This window comes from Cellulomonas sp. P4_H4 (genome assembly GCF_056400865.1).
This window is the reverse complement of the sequence record NZ_JBFUKL010000001.1, coordinates 952483-971174: the sequence shown is the minus strand read 5'-3', so window position 1 is coordinate 971174 and position 18692 is coordinate 952483. Positions and strand designations below refer to the sequence as shown.

General features: G+C 70.4%; 17 protein-coding genes. 7 read left to right on the top strand and 10 right to left on the bottom strand.

Features of this window, described 5'->3' with window-relative positions; all coding sequences use genetic code 11:
- Position 1 precedes the first annotated feature (1 nt).
- From AC1DPN_RS04710 to AC1DPN_RS04700, 3 genes are all read right to left on the bottom strand, one after another.
- Positions 2-178, bottom strand: coding sequence for a hypothetical protein (locus AC1DPN_RS04710; RefSeq protein ID WP_477083537.1), 177 nt, complete (start codon positions 176-178; stop codon positions 2-4).
- Positions 175-1320, bottom strand: a complete 1146-nt coding sequence (locus AC1DPN_RS04705; RefSeq protein WP_477083857.1) for an ABC transporter ATP-binding protein — start codon at positions 1318-1320, stop codon at positions 175-177. The genes AC1DPN_RS04710 and AC1DPN_RS04705 overlap by 4 nt, the downstream gene beginning before the upstream one ends.
- 158 nt (positions 1321-1478) lie before the next feature.
- The gene (locus AC1DPN_RS04700; protein WP_477083856.1) at positions 1479-2249 is read right to left on the bottom strand and encodes an ABC transporter permease; all 771 of its coding nucleotides are present in this window, start codon (positions 2247-2249) and stop codon (positions 1479-1481) included.
- 320 nt (positions 2250-2569) lie between these two features.
- On the opposite strand from AC1DPN_RS04700, the gene rfbB reads away from it, so the two are divergent.
- Positions 2570-3565: a dTDP-glucose 4,6-dehydratase gene (gene rfbB / locus AC1DPN_RS04695; protein ID WP_477083536.1), complete on the top strand. Its 996-nt coding sequence runs from the start codon at positions 2570-2572 to the stop codon at positions 3563-3565.
- Between the two features lie 9 nt (positions 3566-3574).
- Here the strand turns inward: rfbB and galE are convergent, their stop codons facing one another.
- Positions 3575-4585, bottom strand: coding sequence for a UDP-glucose 4-epimerase GalE (galE, locus tag AC1DPN_RS04690; protein ID WP_477083535.1), 1011 nt, complete (start codon positions 4583-4585; stop codon positions 3575-3577).
- A gap of 147 nt (positions 4586-4732) precedes the next feature.
- On the opposite strand from galE, the gene AC1DPN_RS04685 reads away from it, so the two are divergent.
- Both AC1DPN_RS04685 and AC1DPN_RS04680 read left to right on the top strand, forming a co-directional pair.
- The gene (locus AC1DPN_RS04685) at positions 4733-5950 is read left to right on the top strand and encodes an LCP family protein (protein WP_477083534.1); all 1218 of its coding nucleotides are present in this window, start codon (positions 4733-4735) and stop codon (positions 5948-5950) included.
- Positions 5951-6415: 465 nt separating this feature from the next.
- Positions 6416-7345, top strand: a complete 930-nt coding sequence (locus tag AC1DPN_RS04680; protein WP_477083533.1) for an LCP family protein — start codon at positions 6416-6418, stop codon at positions 7343-7345.
- 16 nt (positions 7346-7361) lie between these two features.
- On the opposite strand, the gene purE is transcribed toward AC1DPN_RS04680, so the two are convergent.
- Together purE and AC1DPN_RS04670 are read right to left on the bottom strand one after the other, a co-directional pair.
- The gene (gene purE, locus AC1DPN_RS04675; RefSeq protein ID WP_477083532.1) at positions 7362-7901 is read right to left on the bottom strand and encodes a 5-(carboxyamino)imidazole ribonucleotide mutase; all 540 of its coding nucleotides are present in this window, start codon (positions 7899-7901) and stop codon (positions 7362-7364) included.
- A gap of 132 nt (positions 7902-8033) precedes the next feature.
- Entirely contained in the window at positions 8034-9194 is a 1161-nt protein-coding gene (locus AC1DPN_RS04670) for a 5-(carboxyamino)imidazole ribonucleotide synthase (protein ID WP_477083531.1), read from the bottom strand.
- A 119-nt stretch (positions 9195-9313) separates the two neighbouring features.
- Here AC1DPN_RS04670 and AC1DPN_RS04665 point away from each other — a divergent pair, with 119 nt between their 5' ends.
- Positions 9314-9871 carry a GtrA family protein gene (locus AC1DPN_RS04665; RefSeq protein ID WP_477083530.1) on the top strand — a complete coding sequence of 186 codons (558 nt, stop codon included), beginning with the start codon at positions 9314-9316 and terminating at the stop codon, positions 9869-9871.
- Positions 9872-9874: 3 nt separating this feature from the next.
- On the opposite strand, the gene manA is transcribed toward AC1DPN_RS04665, so the two are convergent.
- The 4 genes from manA to AC1DPN_RS04645 form a co-directional block, all read right to left on the bottom strand.
- A complete protein-coding gene (manA, locus tag AC1DPN_RS04660; RefSeq protein ID WP_477083855.1) occupies positions 9875-11071 on the bottom strand; it encodes a mannose-6-phosphate isomerase, class I in 1197 nt (398 codons plus the stop codon).
- A gap of 101 nt (positions 11072-11172) precedes the next feature.
- Positions 11173-12492, bottom strand: coding sequence for an ATP-binding protein (locus AC1DPN_RS04655; RefSeq protein WP_477083529.1), 1320 nt, complete (start codon positions 12490-12492; stop codon positions 11173-11175).
- Positions 12493-12495: 3 nt separating this feature from the next.
- Positions 12496-13194, bottom strand: a complete 699-nt coding sequence (locus tag AC1DPN_RS04650) for a response regulator transcription factor (RefSeq protein ID WP_477083528.1) — start codon at positions 13192-13194, stop codon at positions 12496-12498.
- A gap of 93 nt (positions 13195-13287) precedes the next feature.
- Positions 13288-14322 carry a glycosyltransferase family 2 protein gene (locus AC1DPN_RS04645; RefSeq protein WP_477083527.1) on the bottom strand — a complete coding sequence of 345 codons (1035 nt, stop codon included), beginning with the start codon at positions 14320-14322 and terminating at the stop codon, positions 13288-13290.
- 35 nt (positions 14323-14357) lie between these two features.
- On the opposite strand from AC1DPN_RS04645, the gene AC1DPN_RS04640 reads away from it, so the two are divergent.
- The 3 genes from AC1DPN_RS04640 (at position 14358) to AC1DPN_RS04630 (ending at position 18641) form a co-directional block, all read left to right on the top strand.
- A complete protein-coding gene (locus tag AC1DPN_RS04640) occupies positions 14358-15425 on the top strand; it encodes an ABC transporter permease (protein WP_477083526.1) in 1068 nt (355 codons plus the stop codon).
- A 142-nt stretch (positions 15426-15567) separates the two neighbouring features.
- A complete protein-coding gene (locus AC1DPN_RS04635) occupies positions 15568-16212 on the top strand; it encodes an ABC transporter ATP-binding protein (RefSeq protein WP_477083525.1) in 645 nt (214 codons plus the stop codon).
- Between the two features lie 299 nt (positions 16213-16511).
- Positions 16512-18641, top strand: a complete 2130-nt coding sequence (locus AC1DPN_RS04630; RefSeq protein WP_477083524.1) for an acyltransferase family protein — start codon at positions 16512-16514, stop codon at positions 18639-18641.
- The last annotated feature ends 51 nt before the right edge of the window (positions 18642-18692 follow it).

Genomic DNA, 18692 nt, shown 5'->3' with positions numbered 1-18692 from the left:
GTCAGCGCGCCCGGAGGCGGGCCACGCGACGCAACGGCCACGTCAACCGCCAGGACGCGCTGTGCCGCATCGTCTCGACCTGCGCCCACGCGGAGTCCCGCTGGCTGCGCAGCGCGGCCACCTCGAGCTCGAGCCGGGCGATCCGGTCCTCCGCCGACGCGGCGGGCTCGCTCGTCATGAGACCACCGTGCTGGTGACGGTCGCCTGCGAGCGGTCGAGGACGAGCTCGCCCCACGTGCCCTCGAGCCGGACGGCACCTGGCTCGACCTCGGACCCCGGTGCGCGGACCGTCAGCTCGAACGCCTTGTCCAGGTAGTCGTAGGTGTGCCCGTGGCTGCGGATCGCCGTGGAGAGCCGCCAGTTGGCCGGGAGCAGCGGCAGCCGCTCGAACCGGTAGTCGAGGTGCCCGACGCCCGGCACGAGGTTCAACGGTGCGCCGTGCATCCGCGTGTTGGTGCCCGCGATGCCGATGCCGTTCTCGTGGACGAACCCGAGCGACAGGCTCCCCGTCGGCACCGCGGTCGAGCACTCGAGGCGTACCCGAATGGTCACCGGCTCGCCCGTGACGAGGAACGGCAGCACCGCACCGTCGTTGTCGAGCAGCTCGACACCGGTCACACGCGCCTCGCCGGAGCCGCTGCGGAAGGCGTCCAGGCCGGTGACCTCGGCCGGCGACCGCTGGTCGCTCGCACGGGCCTCGGCCTTGTTCACGTCGCTGAGGTACGCGTCGATGACCTCGGTCGCCGGGCCGATCGCCCGCACCACGCCGTGGTCGAGCCAGACGGCACCGTCGCACAGCTCGGCCGCGAGCCCCATCGAGTGCGTGACCAGCACGATCGTCGTGCCCTGGTTCCGCAGCCGGAACAGGTGGTCGAAGCACTTGCGCTGGAACTCCTCGTCGCCGACCGCGATGATCTCGTCGACGATCAGGATCTCGGGGTCGAGGGTCACCGCGATCGCGAACCCGAGACGCACGTACATGCCCGAGGAGTAGATCTTCACCGGTGAGTCGATGAACTCGCTCAGCCCGGAGAAGTCGATGATCTCGTCGATGGAGCCATCGATCTGCTTGCGGGACAGGCCGAGGATCGACCCGTTGAGATAGATGTTCTCGCGGCCCGTGAGCTCACCGTGGAACCCGGCGCCCAGCTCGAGCAGGGCGGACACGCGGCCGTCGACGAGCACGCCGCCGGTGGTCGGACGGTAGACGCCCGCAAGGATCTTGAGCAGCGTCGACTTGCCGGAGCCGTTGTGCCCGACGAGCCCGAACGTGGTCCCGCGGGGCACCGTGAACGACACGTCGTCGAGCGCGCGGAACATCCCGTCGGAGGTCGACTTCCCGCGCACCACACGCTCCTTGACGGAGTTGCGGCGCTCCTGGTGCAGCTTGAAGTGCTTCGACAGGTGGTCGACGCGGATCGCCGGAGCGGCGTCCACGGGGATCACACGCTTCGGGACCACGGCGGACTCGTCCACGCTCACAGCTCCTCCCCCAGGTCGCCGCCACGTCGGCGGTACACCAGGACGCCGAAGACCAGTGCGGCCGCGGTCCAGCCGAGCATCGCCAGCCAGACCGACACCGGCGGTACCTGGAGCCCGTAGGTCAAGGCACGCAAGGTCTCGACGAAGAGGCTCAGGGGGCTCCACGCGATGATCGCGCGCAGTGGGATGCCGTGCAGGTCCTCAGGCACGATGGCGATGCTGTAGATGATCGGCGTGGCGTAGAACATCAGCTGCAGGCCGACAGCGACCAGGTGCGCGAGGTCACGCACGTACACGTTGAGGATGGCCAGCGCTGTGCTCAACGCGGTGACGAACACCGTGAGCAGCACCAGCCAGACGGGCAGGAGCAACCACGAGACGCCGAGGTTGCCCAGCACCAGGAGGATCAGCAGGTACAGGCTGAACTCGATCGCGCTCTGGACCGCCTGCGCCACGACCGTGCCGAGCACGGGGGCGTAGGCGGGGAAGAAGATCTTCTTGAGCAGGGCGCCCGTGCCGATCAGGCCGCCGATGCCACCGTTGACGCTCGACGCGAAGAACGTCCAGGTGGTGAGCCCGCCCCACATCCAGACGACGAAGATGCCCTTGTCGCCGTTGCCGAAGTCCGGCGGCGCTCCCCGGAAGACCACGGAGAACACGACCGTGTAGATGGCGAGGGTGGCGAGCGGGACGACGAGGGACCACGCCCAGCCGAGCACCGACCCCTTGAACTTGGACTTCAGGTCGCGCTGCGCGAAGTTCCAGATGAGGTTCCACTGCCGCCAGATCGGCGGCGTGTACCGGACCTCACGGGTCAGGACAGGTTCGGTCGTCGCCGCGACGGACGTTCCACGCTTCTCGATGTGTCGTGCCTCCAGCTTCGGGGACGCCCCGGCGTCCTGGTGCAGTCTGCCCGCGCGAGCGGCTGACCGCAGACCATTCCGAACGGTCCGCTGCTCGCGCGACCATCGGTGGATCGACCAACGAGATTATCAGCGTCTGCGCCCTGATCGTCCCGACCTGCCGCTGCTCGCCCGACGCGCCCCGGTAGGGTGGAGCCGTCCCCAACGCCCCGGAGGTCTCGCTCGTGCACCTGCTCGTGACCGGCGGAGCCGGCTTCATCGGCTCCAACTTCGTCCACCAGACCGTCCGCGAGCGTCCCGACGTCCGGGTGACCGTGCTCGACGCGCTGACGTACGCGGGCGACGAGCGCAGCCTGGACCCGGTCGACGGCAAGATCGTGTTCGCGAAGGGTGACATCGCCGACCCGGACATCGTCGACTCGCTGGTCAAGGACGTCGACCTGGTCGTGCACTTCGCGGCCGAGTCGCACAACGACAACTCGCTGCACGACCCGTGGCCGTTCCTGCGGACCAACGTGATCGGCACCTACCAGCTGCTCGAGGCCGTCCGCCGGCACGACATCCGGTACCACCACATCTCGACCGACGAGGTCTACGGCGACCTCGAGCTGGACGACCCGGCGAAGTTCACCCCGGACACCCCGTACAACCCGTCGAGCCCGTACTCGTCGACCAAGGCGGCGTCCGACCTGCTCGTGCGCGCCTGGGCCCGCAGCTTCGGCGTGCGCGCGACGATCTCCAACTGCTCGAACAACTACGGGCCGTACCAGCACGTCGAGAAGTTCATCCCGCGCCAGATCACGAACGTCATCGACGGCGTGCGCCCCAAGCTCTACGGCTCGGGCGAGAACGTACGCGACTGGATCCACGTCGAGGACCACAACAGCGCCGTCTGGGCGATCATCGAGCGCGGCCGCCTGGGCGAGACGTACCTGATCGGCGCGGACGGCGAGGAGAACAACAAGACCGTCGTCGAGGACATCCTCGAGATCATGGGTCTCGAGAAGGACGCCTACGACCTCGTCAGCGACCGCCCCGGTCACGACCTGCGGTACGCGATCGACTCGACCAAGCTCCGCGAGGAGCTGGGCTGGACGCCCCGCTACCAGAACTTCCGGGCCGGCCTCGAGGCGACCGTCTCCTGGTACCAGGAGAACGAGCGCTGGTGGCGTCCGCAGAAGGACGCGACCGAGGCGAAGTACGCCCAGCTGGGTCGCTGAGCACGGGCTCTACGCCGACTCGACCGGGGTCTGCCGGCGGGCTGACAGCGCGCTCGTGAGGATCTGGTCGAGATCGAGCTCTGCCCGCCACCCGGTGAGCCGCTCGATCTTGTCGACCGCCGCGACGACGTTCGCAGGGTCGCCGGCGCGGCGGCCCTCGAGCTCGGGCCGCACGTCGGACCCGGTGAGCGAGACGAGGCGTCCGACCACCTCCAGGACCGAGGCGCCCGTGCCGGTGCCCACGTTCAGCACGTCGAAGGCCGGTGCGCCCGGCGCACCGAGGTACCGCAGCGCCGCGACGTGCGCGCGCGCCAGGTCCTGCACGTGCACGAAGTCACGCACGCACGTGCCGTCCGGGGTCGGGTAGTCGGTGCCGAAGACCCTCGGTCGCTCGCCGCGCTCCAGGCCTGCCAGCACGATGGTCACGAGGTTCAGGACCTCGGGGTCACCCAGGTCGTCCCACCCGCTGCCGGCCACGTTGAAGTAGCGAAGTGCCACCCCGCGCAGGCCCGGACGCGCGCGCACCGCGTCGCGGACCAGCCACTCGCCGACCAGCTTGGACCGGCCGTACGGGTTGACGGGTTCCGTCGGCGCATCCTCGACGATCGGGGCTCCGCCTGAGGAACCAGCCGAGCCGACCGCCGTGTCGCCGTACACGGCTGCCGACGACGAGAAGACGATGCTCCGGACGTCCGCGGTCTCCATCGCCGCCAGCACGTTGTGCACGCCCGTGATGTTCTGCTCGGCGTACCAGAGGGGGCGCTCCAGCGACTCGTCGACGCGTTTGCGCGCGGCGAGATGGATGACGTCGTCGACGGAGCGGTCGCGCATCACCTCGGCCAGCAGTCGGGCGCCCTGCGCGGACGCGACGTCCGCGCGCAGCACCTCGACGTCGGCCACCCGCGCCGCGTCGCCGGTCGACAGGTCGTCGACGACCACCACGTCCTGCCCGGCGGCCACGAGCAGCCGGACGACGTGCGCACCGATGTATCCGGCACCACCGGTGACGAGCACGCTCATGGCAGCGACCCTAACCGCTGAGGCCCTGGCGCCTGCCCCGTGCCGGGGCATCGGCTCCCGGCGCAGGTCGCTGATCTGCACAGTTCCTCCACCACGCCGTACCGTGGCCTCCCCCGGTGGGAAACATCGACCTCCTACGATCGACCGGTGACCCATCGCCACGCCTCGTCCCCGCGCCCTCGCCCGGCCCGCCACGCCCGCCGCGTGCGGACCCACGGGACGCTGCGCGGCATCGCTCTGACCGTCGTGGCGATCCTCGCGTTCGGGGCGGCCGGGTCCGCAGCGCTCGCGGTCAAGCTGCAGGGAAACGTCGACCACGTCGACCTGGCCGGACTGGTCGACCCGGTGCCGTCGTCGAGCACTACGCCCGACCCTGACGACCCCAACGCGGGCAAGTCCGTCAACATCCTCATCCTGGGCTCCGACCAGCGTGACGGCCTCAACGGCCAGATCGGCGGCGACCGGGTCACAGGCATGCGCTCGGACACCACGATGGTGATGCACATCTCGGCGGACCGCAGCCGCATCTCGATCGTCTCGATCCCCCGTGACTCACTGGTCGACATCCCGTCGTGCACCATGACGAACGGCAAGACGAGCCGGGCGACGAACGGCATGTTCAACTCCGCGTTCGCGACCGGGTGGGACATGGGCGGCGACATGGCGTCTGCCGCGGCGTGCACAATCAACACCGTCCAGCAGAACACGGGCGTGCCGATCGACCACTTCGCGGTCGTGGACTTCGCGGGCTTCCAGCAGATGGTCCAGTCGATCGGCGGGGTGTCCATCTGCATCCCCAAGCCGATGAAGGACAAGCTGGCCGGCCTCGACATCCCGAACGCGGGCCTGCAGACCCTCGACGGACCGACGGCACTCGCCTATGCCCGCGCCCGCAAGAGCGTGGGTGACGGCTCGGACACCAACCGCATCGGCAACCAGCAGAAGCTCGTGGCAGCGATGGCGCGCGAGGTCCTCTCCGCGGACGTCCTCACGAACCCGGGCAAGCTGCTGTCGTTCCTGAGCGCCGCGACGAGCTCGCTCACCGTCGACTCGGGCATGTCCCTCGCCGACATGACCGGCCTCGCCTACAACCTTCGGAACATCGACCGTGGGAACATCACCTTCGTGACGATCCCGTGGGCCCCGGCCAAGTCCGACCGCAACCGGGTCGAGTGGACGGACGCTGCCGCGCAGGTCTGGTCCGACATGGCGAACGACGTGCCCCCGGCCTCGAGCACGCCCGCCGCGACCGCGACCCCGACGCCTGGCAGCACCGCGACCACGCCGGCGACGCCGACGCCCGCCGAGACGAAGGACGCCGGCAAGGAAGAGTTCTCGGTCGCCGACACGACTGACGTCTGCTGACGGATGGCTTCCGACGAGCGCACGACCCGGACCCCGCCGCCGAGCTTCGCGCCCGGCACGGCCTCGCCGCAGTCCCGTCCGGACGCGCCGCCGATCGTCGTCGGACGGTCCGCCCCGCCGGCGAGCCCGCCCGCGGAACAGCGGGCAGGGGCGCCTTCCGGTCCGTCACCGAGCAACCGGCCGGCCTCTTTTGCGCCTGCCGCCCCGTCGGATCGCCCTCAGGCGCCCGCAGTCGAGGTGGGCGGCGCGACGAGGCCGGCGCGACCGACCTCGCCGCGTTCCGCGACCTCCGCGCGCTCCACGGCACCGGCGCGTCCGGCTGCCGGGCCGGCCGCACGCACCGTGTCGTCCCAGCCGGCCGGGCGACGAGCCTCGGCCCCGCCGCCTGCTCGTCCATCGACGCCGACGCCGACGACGCCGACGACCCCGCCCGGAGCGCCGCGCGCACGACGCCGGCGATGGCCCGTGGTCGCGGTGGTCGCTGTCCTGCTGCTGGTCGCACTGCTCGCCTGGCCCATCGGGCTCGCGCGGTGGGCCGACGGCAAGGTGCAGCACACGGACGCGCTCAGCGGGGCGGCGAACACTCCCGGGACCACGTACCTGCTGACCGGCTCGGACTCACGCGCGGACGGAGGGATCAAGCAGGACGGCACGGAAGGCGCCCGGACGGACACGATCCTCCTGCTCCAGGTGCCCGACAGCGGGCCGGTCGCGCTCATCTCGCTGCCCCGTGACACCTATGTCGACATTCCCGGGCACGGAGGGTCCAAGCTCAATGCCGCGTTCGCCTGGGGCCAGGCTCCGCTCCTGGTGCAGACGGTCGAGGGGCTGACGGGTCTGACGGTCGACCACTACGCCGAGATCGGCATGGCCGGCGTGGAGAACATCGTCACCGCGGTCGGCGGCGTGCGCCTCTGCCACGACACCGACGTCGACGACAAGGACTCCGGGATGGAGTGGACCGCGGGCTGCCACGAGGTCGACGGCACCCAGGCCCTGGCCTTCGCCCGGATGCGCAAGGCCGACCCGACCGGGGACGTCGGTCGTGCGGAGCGCCAGCGTCAGCTCGTCAAGGCGGTCATGGGCAAGATCGACCCCAAGTCGTTGGCGCTGCACCCGTCCCAGCAGGTGGCCCTGATCGACGCCGGCACCCAGGCGCTGACCGTCGACACCGGCACCGGCATCGTCGACATGGGCAAGCTCGCGCTGGCGTTCCGGGCCGCGAACGGCCCCGACGGCGTCACCGGCACCCCGCCCATCAAGAGCCTCGACTACCGCCCCGGTGGCGTCGGCTCCACCGTCCAGCTGGACCCCGACCTGACTCCCGCGTTCTGGGTCGCCGTCCGGGACGGGACTCTGGAGCCGGGCAAGGTCGGCGGGATGCCCGGCTCCTGACTGACGCGCGCGGGACTCAGACTCCGAAGCCGATGCTGGGCCGGTTGCTCGTGTGGGCGCGGAGCCGCTCGCCCTTGACGTCGGCCTGACCCTCGAGCTCGACCTGGAACGCCGCCATCGCGGCGCGCAGCCGGGCCGCCTCCTCACCCTCGCCCGAGGCGAGGATCCGCGCGGCCAGGAGCCCGGCGTTGCGCGCGCCCCCGATCGACACCGTCGCGACAGGGACGCCCGCGGGCATCTGGACGATGGACAGCAGGGAGTCGAGGCCGTCGAGGGTGGCCAACGGGACCGGGACGCCGATCACGGGCAGCGTGGTCACCGACGCGAGCATGCCGGGCAGGTGGGCCGCTCCCCCGGCGCCGGCGACGAGGACCCGAAGACCCCGGTCCGCGGCCGAGCGGCCGTAGGCGATCATCTTCTCGGGCTGCCGGTGCGCCGAGACCACGTCCACCTCGACCGGGACGCCGAAGTCGCGCAGCACCTCCGAGGCGGCCTGCATGACCGGCCAGTCCGAGTCCGAGCCCATGACGATCCCCACCACGGCCTGTCCTGCCATTGCCCGTCTCCCGACCCTGTGTCCGAGCCCGCGGCCCGGTCCTCGCACTGCCTCAACGACGACGTCGCGCGCCCATCATGTCTCAGCCGTCAGGGCCGAGGCGCCGCTGTTCGCGGCGGGCAGACAGTCAGCTCAACGCTCGCCGCGCACGAGGGCGGCTGCCGCGGAGGCGCGCGCGCGAAGGTCGGCCAGGTCGTCACCGCTGACGTTCACGTGGCCGAGCTTGCGACCAGCACGCACCTCTTTGCCGTAGAGGTGGACCTTCGCAGCCGGGTCGGCCGACCCCACGGCCGCGAGCGCATCGGTCGGCTCAGCGAGTGCGCTGCCGAGCACGTTGGCCATGACGGTCCAGGTAGCCGTCGTCGCGGTGTCTCCCAGGGGCAGGTCGAGGACGGCGCGCAGGTGCTGCTCGAACTGGCTGGTCACGGATCCGTCGATGGTCCAGTGGCCCGAGTTGTGCGGTCGCATGGCCAGCTCGTTCACCAGGACGGTGGGTGCACCACCCGCGGCCCCGGGCACCTCGAACAGCTCGACCGCCAGCACGCCGGTGACCTGCAGACCGTCGACGATCCGCTCAGCGACCGCGAGCGCCTGCGCGCGCGTCTCGGGGTCCAGGTCGGGTGCGGGAGCAACGACCTCGGCACACACCCCGTCGCGCTGCACGGACTCGACGACGGGCCAGGTGCGGATCTCCCCGCTCGGTCGGCGAGCCACCAGCACGGCGAGCTCCCGGGTGAACGGGACCAGCTCCTCCGCGAGGAGCGGAGCGCCCGTCCCGGCGTCGGCTGCCGCGAACCAGTCGGCCACCTCGTCGGACGTCCGGACGACGCGCACGCCCTTGCCGTCGTAGCCACCGCGGGCCGTCTTCACGACCGCAGCGCCCGTGCCGGCGGCGAGGAACGCGTCGAGGTCCGCCGCCGAACCGAGGGCGGACCAGCGAGGCACGGGAACCCCGAGGTCGGTGAGCCGCTGACGCATGACGATCTTGTCCTGCGCGTGCACGAGCGCGGACGCGCTGGGCTGGACCGAGACGCCCGACCCCGCGAGGCGGTCGAGGAGCGCGTTGGGCACGTGCTCGTGCTCGAACGTCAGCGCGTCGGCGCCGATCGCCAGCCGCGTGATCGCCGCCTCGTCGCTGGCGGAGCCGACGGGAGAGTCCACCACGACCTGCGCGGCCGACGACGTGCGGCTCTCGACCAGGACTCGCAGGTGCACGCCCAGTGCGGTCGCGGCCGGAGCCATCATGCGGGCGAGCTGTCCGCCGCCGACCACTGCCACCACGGGTGCTGTCACGAGCGACGAGAGTAGTCGAGCGCGACCGTTCACCCGTACAACGCCGCGGACCCCCCAGCCGGGTCCCAGGCGGCCGGGCTATCCTCACGGGCACCACAGTCCTGGCCGCAAGGAGCGCAGTGAGCACGAGCGACGACCTGACGGACGCCCTCGCGGCTCCCCGTGGGCACGTACCGGCCGTCGGGCCGGGACACGTCGCGGAGCCGGAGCCGGCGCTCCGCGTCGCGGCCCTGCGCGCACGGGCACTCGAGATCATGCGGTTCCTGTCCGTGGGCGCGGTCGCGTTCGTCGTCGACATCGGACTGTTCAACCTGTTGCGGTTCGGACCCGGTGAGCTGCTCGAGCACAAGCCCGTGACGGCAAAGGTCATCTCCGTGGTAGCCGCGACGCTCGTGTCGTGGCTGGGCAACCGGCACTGGACCTTCTCCCGTCGCCGCACCGACCGACGCGCCCGTGAGCTGGCCGTCTTCGCCGCCATCAACATCGTGTGCGCCGCGATCCCGATCGCCACGCTCGCGCTCTCGCACTACGGCCTCGGACAGACCACACCGCTGGCCGACAACGTCGCGACGGTCCTGGGCATCGCGATCGGCACCGTCGTGCGCTACGTGAGCTACAAGCGCTGGGTCTTCACGGGCCACGCGGTCACGGTGGCGCAGGACATCCCGACACCCTGAGGGTCAGGGAACGTCGGCCTGGACGACGACGCCGTCTCCGGACGCGGTGAGCTGGCCCTCCGACGCCGGGATGAACACCGACTGTCCCCGCCGCAGGAGCAGGATCGGCCCGCGGCCGGTGGACACCTCGATCTCACCCTCGATGCACAGCACCACGCGCGGCCCACGGCCCGGGATCCGGGTCGCACCCTCGTCGGTCAGCCGCGTCACGGAGAGCTCGAAGTCCTCGACCGGCGCGTAGAAGATGCGGGTCGACGTGAAGACACGCTCCGGAGCGATCCGGATGGGCGGCGCTGCGACGCAGTCGACGTTCCGCAACAGCTCCTCGACGTCGACGTGCTTGGCGGTCAGCCCCGCGCGCAGCACGTTGTCGGAGTTCGACATGATCTCGATGCCGACCCCGTGCAGGTACGCGTGCACGGTGCCGGTCGGCACGAACAGCGCCTCGCCGGGCTGGAGCGTCACGGGGTTGAGCAGCACCGACGTCACCGCGCCGGGATCCCCCGGGTAGGCCCCTGCGAGCCGGATGACCGTGCGGTCGGTGCGTGGCGAGGGCGACCCCTCCTGCAGCCGGCGCTGGCACGCCTCCACCAGCTTGGCCACGTCCGCCTGCCCGGGACGCGTGGACGGCATGAGGAGCCACTCGAACGCGGACCGCACGCCGTTCGAGCTCGGGTCCGCGGTCAGGATCGCGTGCAGGTCGTGCGCCAAGGGCGCGTCGAGGTCCGCCAGCAGCTCGGCGGCACGTCGCGGCGCACGGAAGCCGACCATCGCGTCGAAGCGCGTCAGCGCGTAGACGAGCTCCGGCTTGTGGTTGGGGTCGCGGTAGCTGCGCTCGGGTGCGGACGCCGGCACCCCGGACGCCTCCTCCTGGTCGAAGCCCGATCGCGCGCGCTCCAGGCCGGGGTGCACCTGCAGGGACAGGGGCGCGTCCGCGGCCACGATCTTGAGCAGGTACGGCAGCCGGGACCGGAACCGTGAGGCGATGTCCTCGCCCAGGTGGAACTCGGGGTCCGACCTGATGAGCTCGTCGAGGTTCGACCACCCGTCTGCGGTGCGCGCGACCGACGGGGCGCTCGTGTGCGCACCGAACCACGCCTCGGCGACGGGGCTGCCGTCCGGCACGCTGGCGAGCACGTCCGGGATGGCCGTGGTCGAGCCCCACGCGTAGTTCTGGAGGGCGGGAGTGAGCCGGTACAGAGCGATCGTCTCCTGGGTCTGGGGCAGCAGCATCGGCCGAACGAGTTATCACGGTATCGGCTACCGCACGGAAACAGGCAGCCCGTCGCGAGTGATGTCTGTCAGCGTCGACGCCGGTCAGGGCGCGTGACCACCTCACCGAGGGGCACGACCACGTCCGGCCGCAGCGACGTCGGGACGCCCGAGAGGAAGAGCGCGAACACCGCGGGACGCCGCTGCGCGAGCTCGAGCCGGCCGCCGTCCGCGGACGCCAGGTCGCGGGCGAGCGCGAGGCCGAGCCCGGTCCCGCGGCCGGAGGTGACCTCCCGCTCGAAGATGCGCGGCGCCAGGTCGTCCGGCACGCCCGCGCCCTCGTCGGCCACCTCCACCACGACGGCACCCGACGGACCGCCGGTGCGTGCCCGGACGGTCGTCGTGCCGGCGCCGTGCTTGAGCGAGTTCTCGATGAGCGTCGCCAGCACCTGGGCCAGCGCGCCGGGGGTCGCGAGGACCTGGGTGGACGGGTCCACGTCGACGACGAGGTGCCGACCGCTGGCGTCGAACGTCGGCTGCCACTCCTCTTCCTGCTGGTGCACCACGTCCAGCAGCATGAGCGCCTCGGTGGTGCCCCCCTGCGCGCGCCGCGAGCTGGCCAGCAGGTCGTCGACCACACGGACGAGGCGTTCGACCTGCTCCAGCGAGATCCGTGCCTCCTCGCTGACGTCCGGGTCGTCGGTGGCGATCATGATCTCCTCGAGCCGCATCGTCAGCGCGGTCAGGGGCGTGCGCAGCTGGTGCGAGGCGTCGGACGCGAACTGCCGTTCGGCCGCGAGCCGGCCCGCCATGCGGTCGGCGCTCCGGGCCAGCTCCGCCGCGACGAGATCGATCTCCTCGACGCCCGAGGGTTCTAGCCGCGGGCGCACCTGTCCCGCGCCGAGCTGTTCCGCCGACGCCGCGAGGTAGACGAGCGGCGCCGTCAGCCGGTTGGCCTGCCAGATCGCCATGGCGATGCCGGCCGCGAACGCGACGACCGCGGCGGCGACCACGAGCGCGATGACCCGCGCGCTCAGCCAGAACACGTCCCACCACGAGACGTAGAGGTTGACCTCGGCGCCGGTCTGCGAGGTCACGGTGACCGACAGCGAACGGCCCTGCACGCGCTCGCCGGCCTGGTAGATCTCGCCGTCGGGCGCCTGGACGGTCACCGACGCGGGGATGTCCCCGGGCCCGCCCGTGGCGTTCTCGAGCATGCGGTCGGTGAGGACGATGTTCTGCTGGATGCGGAAGTCGACCGAGCGAGCCACGGTGTCGGCCCGTGCCTGCAGGGCCTGCATCTCGTTCTCGCGCACGAGCTGCGCGCCCAGGAACGCCAGGGGGAAGCCCAGCAGCACGACCGCGACGGTGACCGCCGCGATCGTCGCCTGCAGGACGCGACGACGCAAGGGTCAGCCTCCCGTGCTGGTCGCGCCACCGGTCTCGAAGCGGAACCCCATGCCGCGGACGGTCGTGACGTACCGCGGCGCGTTCGCGTCGTCGCCGAGCTTTCGGCGCAGCCACGACACGTGCATGTCGAGAGTCTTGGTCGAGCCCGTGGGGTCCGAGCCCCACACCTCGCGCATGAGCGTCTCGCGCGCCACGACCGTGCCCGCCGCACCCACGAGCACGCGCAGCAGGTCGAACTCCTTGGCGGTCAGGTGCAGCTCGCGCTCGCCCTGGAAGGCACGGTGCGCGGCGACGTCGACCCGGACGTTCTGCGCGTGCACCTCGTCCTCGTCGCCCGGGTCCCCCACGCTGCGGCGCAGGAGCGCGCGGACGCGGGCGAGCAGCTCGGCGAGGCGGAACGGCTTGGTCACGTAGTCGTCGGCACCGGCGTCGAGCCCGACGACGAGGTCGACCTCGTCGGCGCGCGCGGTCAGGACCAGCAGGGGCGTTGTGAGGCCGAGGTTGCGGATGGCGCGGGCCACGTCGAGGCCGTCCATGTCCGGGAGGCCGAGGTCGAGCACGACCAGGTCCGCGGCAGCGGCGCCGTCGATCGCGCCTTGACCCGTTCCTTGCACGCGCACGTCGTAACCTTCACGCCCGAGCGCCCGGGCCAAAGGCTCGGCAATCGCGGGATCGTCCTCTGCCAGCAGCACCTGGGTCATTCGCCCATGCTAGGTCACGAGACGGTGTGGTCCGCTAGTTCAACCTGTGACCAGTTCGTGCGCCCGACGTGCGCGGGCGTCTGCCCGCCCGAGTCAGCGTTTCGGGCCGCTGCGTCCCTGGAGGAACCCGAGACCCCAGCTCGCGTGCATGCACGCGACGACCCCGGGCAGGTGCCGGCGGGTCGACCACGGAAGACCGCGACCCGCCGCGAGCCCACCGCCGACGACGACGACCGCGTAGCCCGCGGGGATCAGGAGCGCGGCCGATGCGGGAACGCTCCCGAGAACCAGCCCCGTCACACCCACGACGAGCCCGACCGCACTACCCACGACGGCGAGGGGCGCGGCCACGTAGCGCAGCGAGGCGGTCGCGGGGTACCGCGCGATCACCTCTCGCCGCCAGCGCCCGCTGCCGTTGAACTGCTTGGCGAGCTGGCGGTACGACGAGCGCGGCCGGTAGCCGACGCGGAGCCGGGGATCGAACCAGACGACCTCGCCCGCCTGTCGCAGGCGGAAGTTGAGCTCCCAGTCCTGCGCGCGGCTGAAGTGCTCGTCGAACCCTCCGAGACGCTCGAGCGCGTCGCGCCGGAAGACGCCGAGGTACACGCTCTCGGCGGGACCCGCGTGGCCCCCGACGTGGAACGGTGCACTGCCGATGCCGATGCGGCTGCTCATCGCGCACGCGACGGCCTTCTCGAACGGCGTCTTGCCTTCGGCCGCCATGACGCCACCGACATTCGCGGCGCCCGTCTCGAGCAGGGTCTCGACGGCGTCCTGGATGTAGGTGTCGGGCACGAACCCGTGCGCGTCCACCCGCACGACGATCGGGTTGCTCGTCGCTGCCAGGGCGGCGTTGAGCGCGGCAGGAGTACTGCCGCTGGGGTTGCTGACCAGCTGGATCGACGGATGCTGCGCGACCAGCCTGCGGGCGACGGCGTCGGTGCCGTCGACCGAGGGGCCTAGCGCGAGCACCAGGGTGGTCTCGCCGGGATAGCTGCTGTTGAGGATGTGCTCGACCGACGACGCCAGGTGCGGGGCTTCGTTCATCACCGGCACGACGACGTCGACGGCCGGCCAGTCCTGATCCGAAGCCGCCGAGGGCGCAGCTCTGTCAACTGGCGAGTCCATGGCAACGCACAGGTTATCTCTCAGCGAGGCCTGTCATGGACACCGGTGCCTGCGGATGCGTGACGTGTGAGTCGACGGTCTGCGGGCCGGTATCCTCGTGGGGCACTAATTCTCCTTTGGAGGTACCCGATGCGGCTGGCCGTCGCGCACGTCGCACGACCCACCTCACGCCGTCGACCTGTCGTAGGTGTCGCGTGAGCGATCAGCCCATCGAGCCCACCCGCCCGGACCTCACGCCGCGCGGCCGGCTGAGCACGACGGCGCTCGCCGAGCTTGTCGCGGCGAACAGCCTGGACTCGGTTGGTGGACGTCCGCGTTGGGGCGTTTACCTGCGCGAGCTGTGGCGGAGCAGAGCCTTCACGTGGGAACTGGCCAGTGCGAGCGCCTACGCCCGCAACCAGGACAACCGGTTGGGCCAGCTGTGGCTGGTGCTCAACCCCCTGCTGTCTGTGGGCGCCTACTTCCTCGTGTTTGGTCTCCTGCTCGAGACCGACCGCGGCGTCGACAACTTTCTGGCGTTCCTCACGGTCGGTGTGTTCATCTTCTCGTTCATCTCCGACACCGTCACGGTCGGTTCCCGCTCGGTACTGCGCAACCAGGGCATGATCCGCGCGATGCGGTTTCCCCGCGCCGCCCTGCCGATCTCGGCGACCATGACCGAGCTATTGCAGCTGATCCCCGCGATCGGGGCGCTCCTCGTCATCCTCCCTTTCACGGGCGAGCCCATCCGCTGGACATGGCTACTCCTCCTGCCCGCGCTCATGATGCTGCTCACGTTCTGCGCAGGCGTCGCACTGCTGATGGCACGCATCGTGGCCAGCTCACGCGACCTCGCCAACCTCGTTCCGGTCATCATGCGCATCGCTCGGTACGTCTCAGGCGTGTTCTTCAACGTCGCTTCCTACGCCGGGGACGGCGCCATCGGTCTGATCCTGCAGTACCAGCCGATCGCCATATTCCTCGACCTGTTCCGTTCTTGCGTCATGGTCGAGGTGCCCGTCCAGGCCGGCCACTGGGTCGCAGCCGGCGCCTGGACGCTGATCGCGCTCGTCGGTGGACTGATCTATTTCTGGCGGGGAGAGGGCACCTATGGGCGCGGTTGAACCGTCGGACGCTAGCCCCGAGATCTCCGTCGTCGCGAACGACGTCCACGTCACGTACCGCACGTACGGTGGCACCCGCACTGAGCTCCCGACCGAGAATCCGTCGCCCTGGAGCGCTCTGGCGGCCCGCGCGGGACGGCACGTGGGGTCCGCCAGCGAGGTGCCAGCGGTGCTCGGCGTCTCGTTCGTCGCCAACCGCGGGGAGTCGATCGGCATCATCGGCAAAAATGGCTCGGGAAAGAGCACTCTGCTGCGCGCCGTTGCCGGGCTCGTCCCGCTCGAATCGGGAGGCGTCTGGGTCGGTGGGTCTGTCGCCCTCCTCGGAGTGTCCGCGGTGCTGCAGCCCAAGCTGACCGGCGCCCGCAACATCGTCCTCGGCGGTCTCGCGCAGGGTCTGACATACAAGCAGATCCGGGAGTCGTTCGACGACATCGTCGAGTTCTCCGGGATCGGCGACTTCGTCAACCTGCCGATGCAGACGTACTCGTCAGGCATGAGTGCCCGGCTGCGCTTCGCGATCGCATCTGCGGGTCGACCCGACATCCTCGCCATCGATGAGGCACTGTCCACCGGTGACGCAGAGTTCCGCGAGAAGTCCGCACGTCGGATCGACGAAATCCGCGCCAACGCCGGGACGGTCTTCCTGGTGAGTCACTCGCGCACCACGGTGCGGGACACGTGCGACCGCGCGCTCTGGCTGGAGCACGGCGTCGTCGTGGCCGACGGCAACGCTCGCGACGTCGTGAAGGCTTACGAGGACAAGTACCTTCCGGCGCGGGGAAAGTAGCTGCGTCGCCATCGAGACGGCCCGTCGTCGCTTGCTCGGCCTGTCGCGGCGTCGTCCCCCGCCGACTGGCTCGATGGGCGCTGTGCGCACTGCCGCCTCGATCTTCCGTCCGACCCGAAAGCACATCCCCACTCGCGTTCAGTGGGTTGCGACGTGGAACAGGCACGTCTCGGCGGGTCCGAGCCATCCGCCAGGCCTAGGTAGGATCGTGCGGCGCAGCGACGTCGGTTGGCCGCCTATCGGCCGCATCAGAGCCTCCGGTCACGCTGCGGCCGTCGAGACGAAGGATTGAGCCCCCCATGACATCCGCCACGCTCGGGGCCTCACCCCGCGAGGCCGACGTAGCGGTGCCCGTCCCACATGGCAGCCGCTTCCGGCCGGACATCGAAGGGCTCCGTGCGCTGGCCGTCGGGCTCGTGCTCTTTCACCATGCTGAGCTGCGGTGGGTCAGCGGCGGGTTCATCGGTGTCGATGTCTTCTTCGTGATCTCGGGGTTCCTGATCACGGGACTACTCGTTCGCGAGGTCGAACGCACGGGCCGCATCGCTCTCTCATCGTTCTACGCGCGACGCATCCGCCGCCTGCTTCCGGCTGCGGCGCTCGTCCTGGTCGCGGCGACTGTCCTGACTTGGTGGCTCCTGCCAATTACCCAACGTCGCGTGTTTGGCGGCGACATCGTGTCGGCCGCGTTCTACGTGCTGAACTGGCGACTTGCCAACCGTTCCGTCGATTACCTTGCGGAGGGGGTCGACCCGTCGCCCGTCCAGCACTATTGGTCGCTGGCGGTCGAGGAGCAGTTCTACATCATCTGGCCGCTGCTTATGGTGTTTGCGCTGGTCCTGGTCCGGCGCCTGCGCCTCCCGCTGCGTCCGACCCTCGGCGTCGGCATCGCCCTCGTCATCGTCCCCTCGCTGGTCTGGTCGATCTACGCGACGAGCTCGAGCCCTGCGTCCGCGTTCTTCCTGACCACCACCCGCCTCTGGGAACTGGGCATAGGCGCCGCCGTCGCCGTAAGCACTCCCTTGTGGACCCGCCTGAACCACAAGGTTGCTGCCGTCCTTGCCCTCGTAGGCTTCGCAACGATCGTGGGGTCTGCGCTGGCCATCACGCCGAGCGACGCCTGGCCGGGGAGCCTCGCCTTGGCACCGGTGCTCGGCACGGCCGCTGTCATCGCTGCCGGTGTCGCGACGACGCGAACCCTAGTAGCTCGCGGCCTCGGCCTGCGCGCAATGGTCTGGGTCGGCGGACTGTCATACTCGATCTACCTGTGGCACTGGCTGTTCATCGTCGGCGGCGGCGCCTACTTCGGCACGCTCGGTGCCCGGCGCGGTGTCCTCCTCACGCTCGCTTCACTGGTCCCGGCCTGGCTGTGCCACCGATTGATCGAGAACCCCGTGCGTTTCGCGCCCAGCCTGGCACGCTCGCCGAGGCTTGCACTCTCCGTCGGAGCGAACCTGTCCCTCGTGGCGGCGATCGCCGGCCTCACGCTCGTGATTCCCGAGACCGTGCCGGCGGCGTCTCCAGGGTCGCAGTCACCTAAGGGAGTGCAGGCGATCCTGGACGATCCGAACGGCGGCAAGGACTTCTGGAGCGTCGACACCGCCGAGTCGATCCAGCCCGACCCGAACGTCGCGACCGAGGACCTACCCGAGCCCTACGGCTCCGACTGCGTCGTTAACCTCGAGGGTGCTGAGCTACGCGTCTGCGAGTACGCGGCACTGAACTCGGACACGACGGTGGCACTCGCGGGTGACTCGAAAGCCTTGCAATGGTTCAGCGCATTGGAGCAGATCAGCGTTGAGAACGGGTGGCGCCTGATCCTGCTCAACAAGTCGGCGTGCGCGCTGTCCGACGCGTTGCTCAAGAAGGACGACGGTCCGAACGAGTCCTGCGCGGCCTGGAACGAGCAGGCCCAGCGATACCTTGCCGAGAATCCGCCGGATCTGCTCCTCACATCTAGTCGCGCTTCGAAAGCATACGAAGCCGGGACAGAGAAGGTGTCGTCCGAGGGCCTCGCTGACGGCTTGACGGCTGCCTGGCAGGAGCTCCAACGGGCCGGGATACCGGTGATCAATATCCTCGACAATCCCGCACCTGCCGACGAGGTCTACGAATGCGTCGCCAAAAACCGCGACGCGCTGTCGTCTTGCTCATTCGAGGGCGCCACAGCATCCGCCGCTGTGCAACGCGCGGCCGCGGACCGGCTCGGCAATGTCGGGCTCGTGGACCTTTCTCCCTACCTGTGCCCGGGTGGGCACTGCCCCGCCGTGATCGGGGACATGCTCGTGTATCGCCAGGGGTCCCACATCACCGACACCTACGCCCGGTCTCTGCAGCACGTCATCGCCCATTCGATCGGCTCCGCCGCGGAACAGACGACGCCTACGGTTGATCCGGACATCGTCGAGGCGCTGACGGCGGGAACCTAGCGTCTTTCGTCGGGCGGCAGACGACGTCCGTACCGGCGACCGCCTCGACGG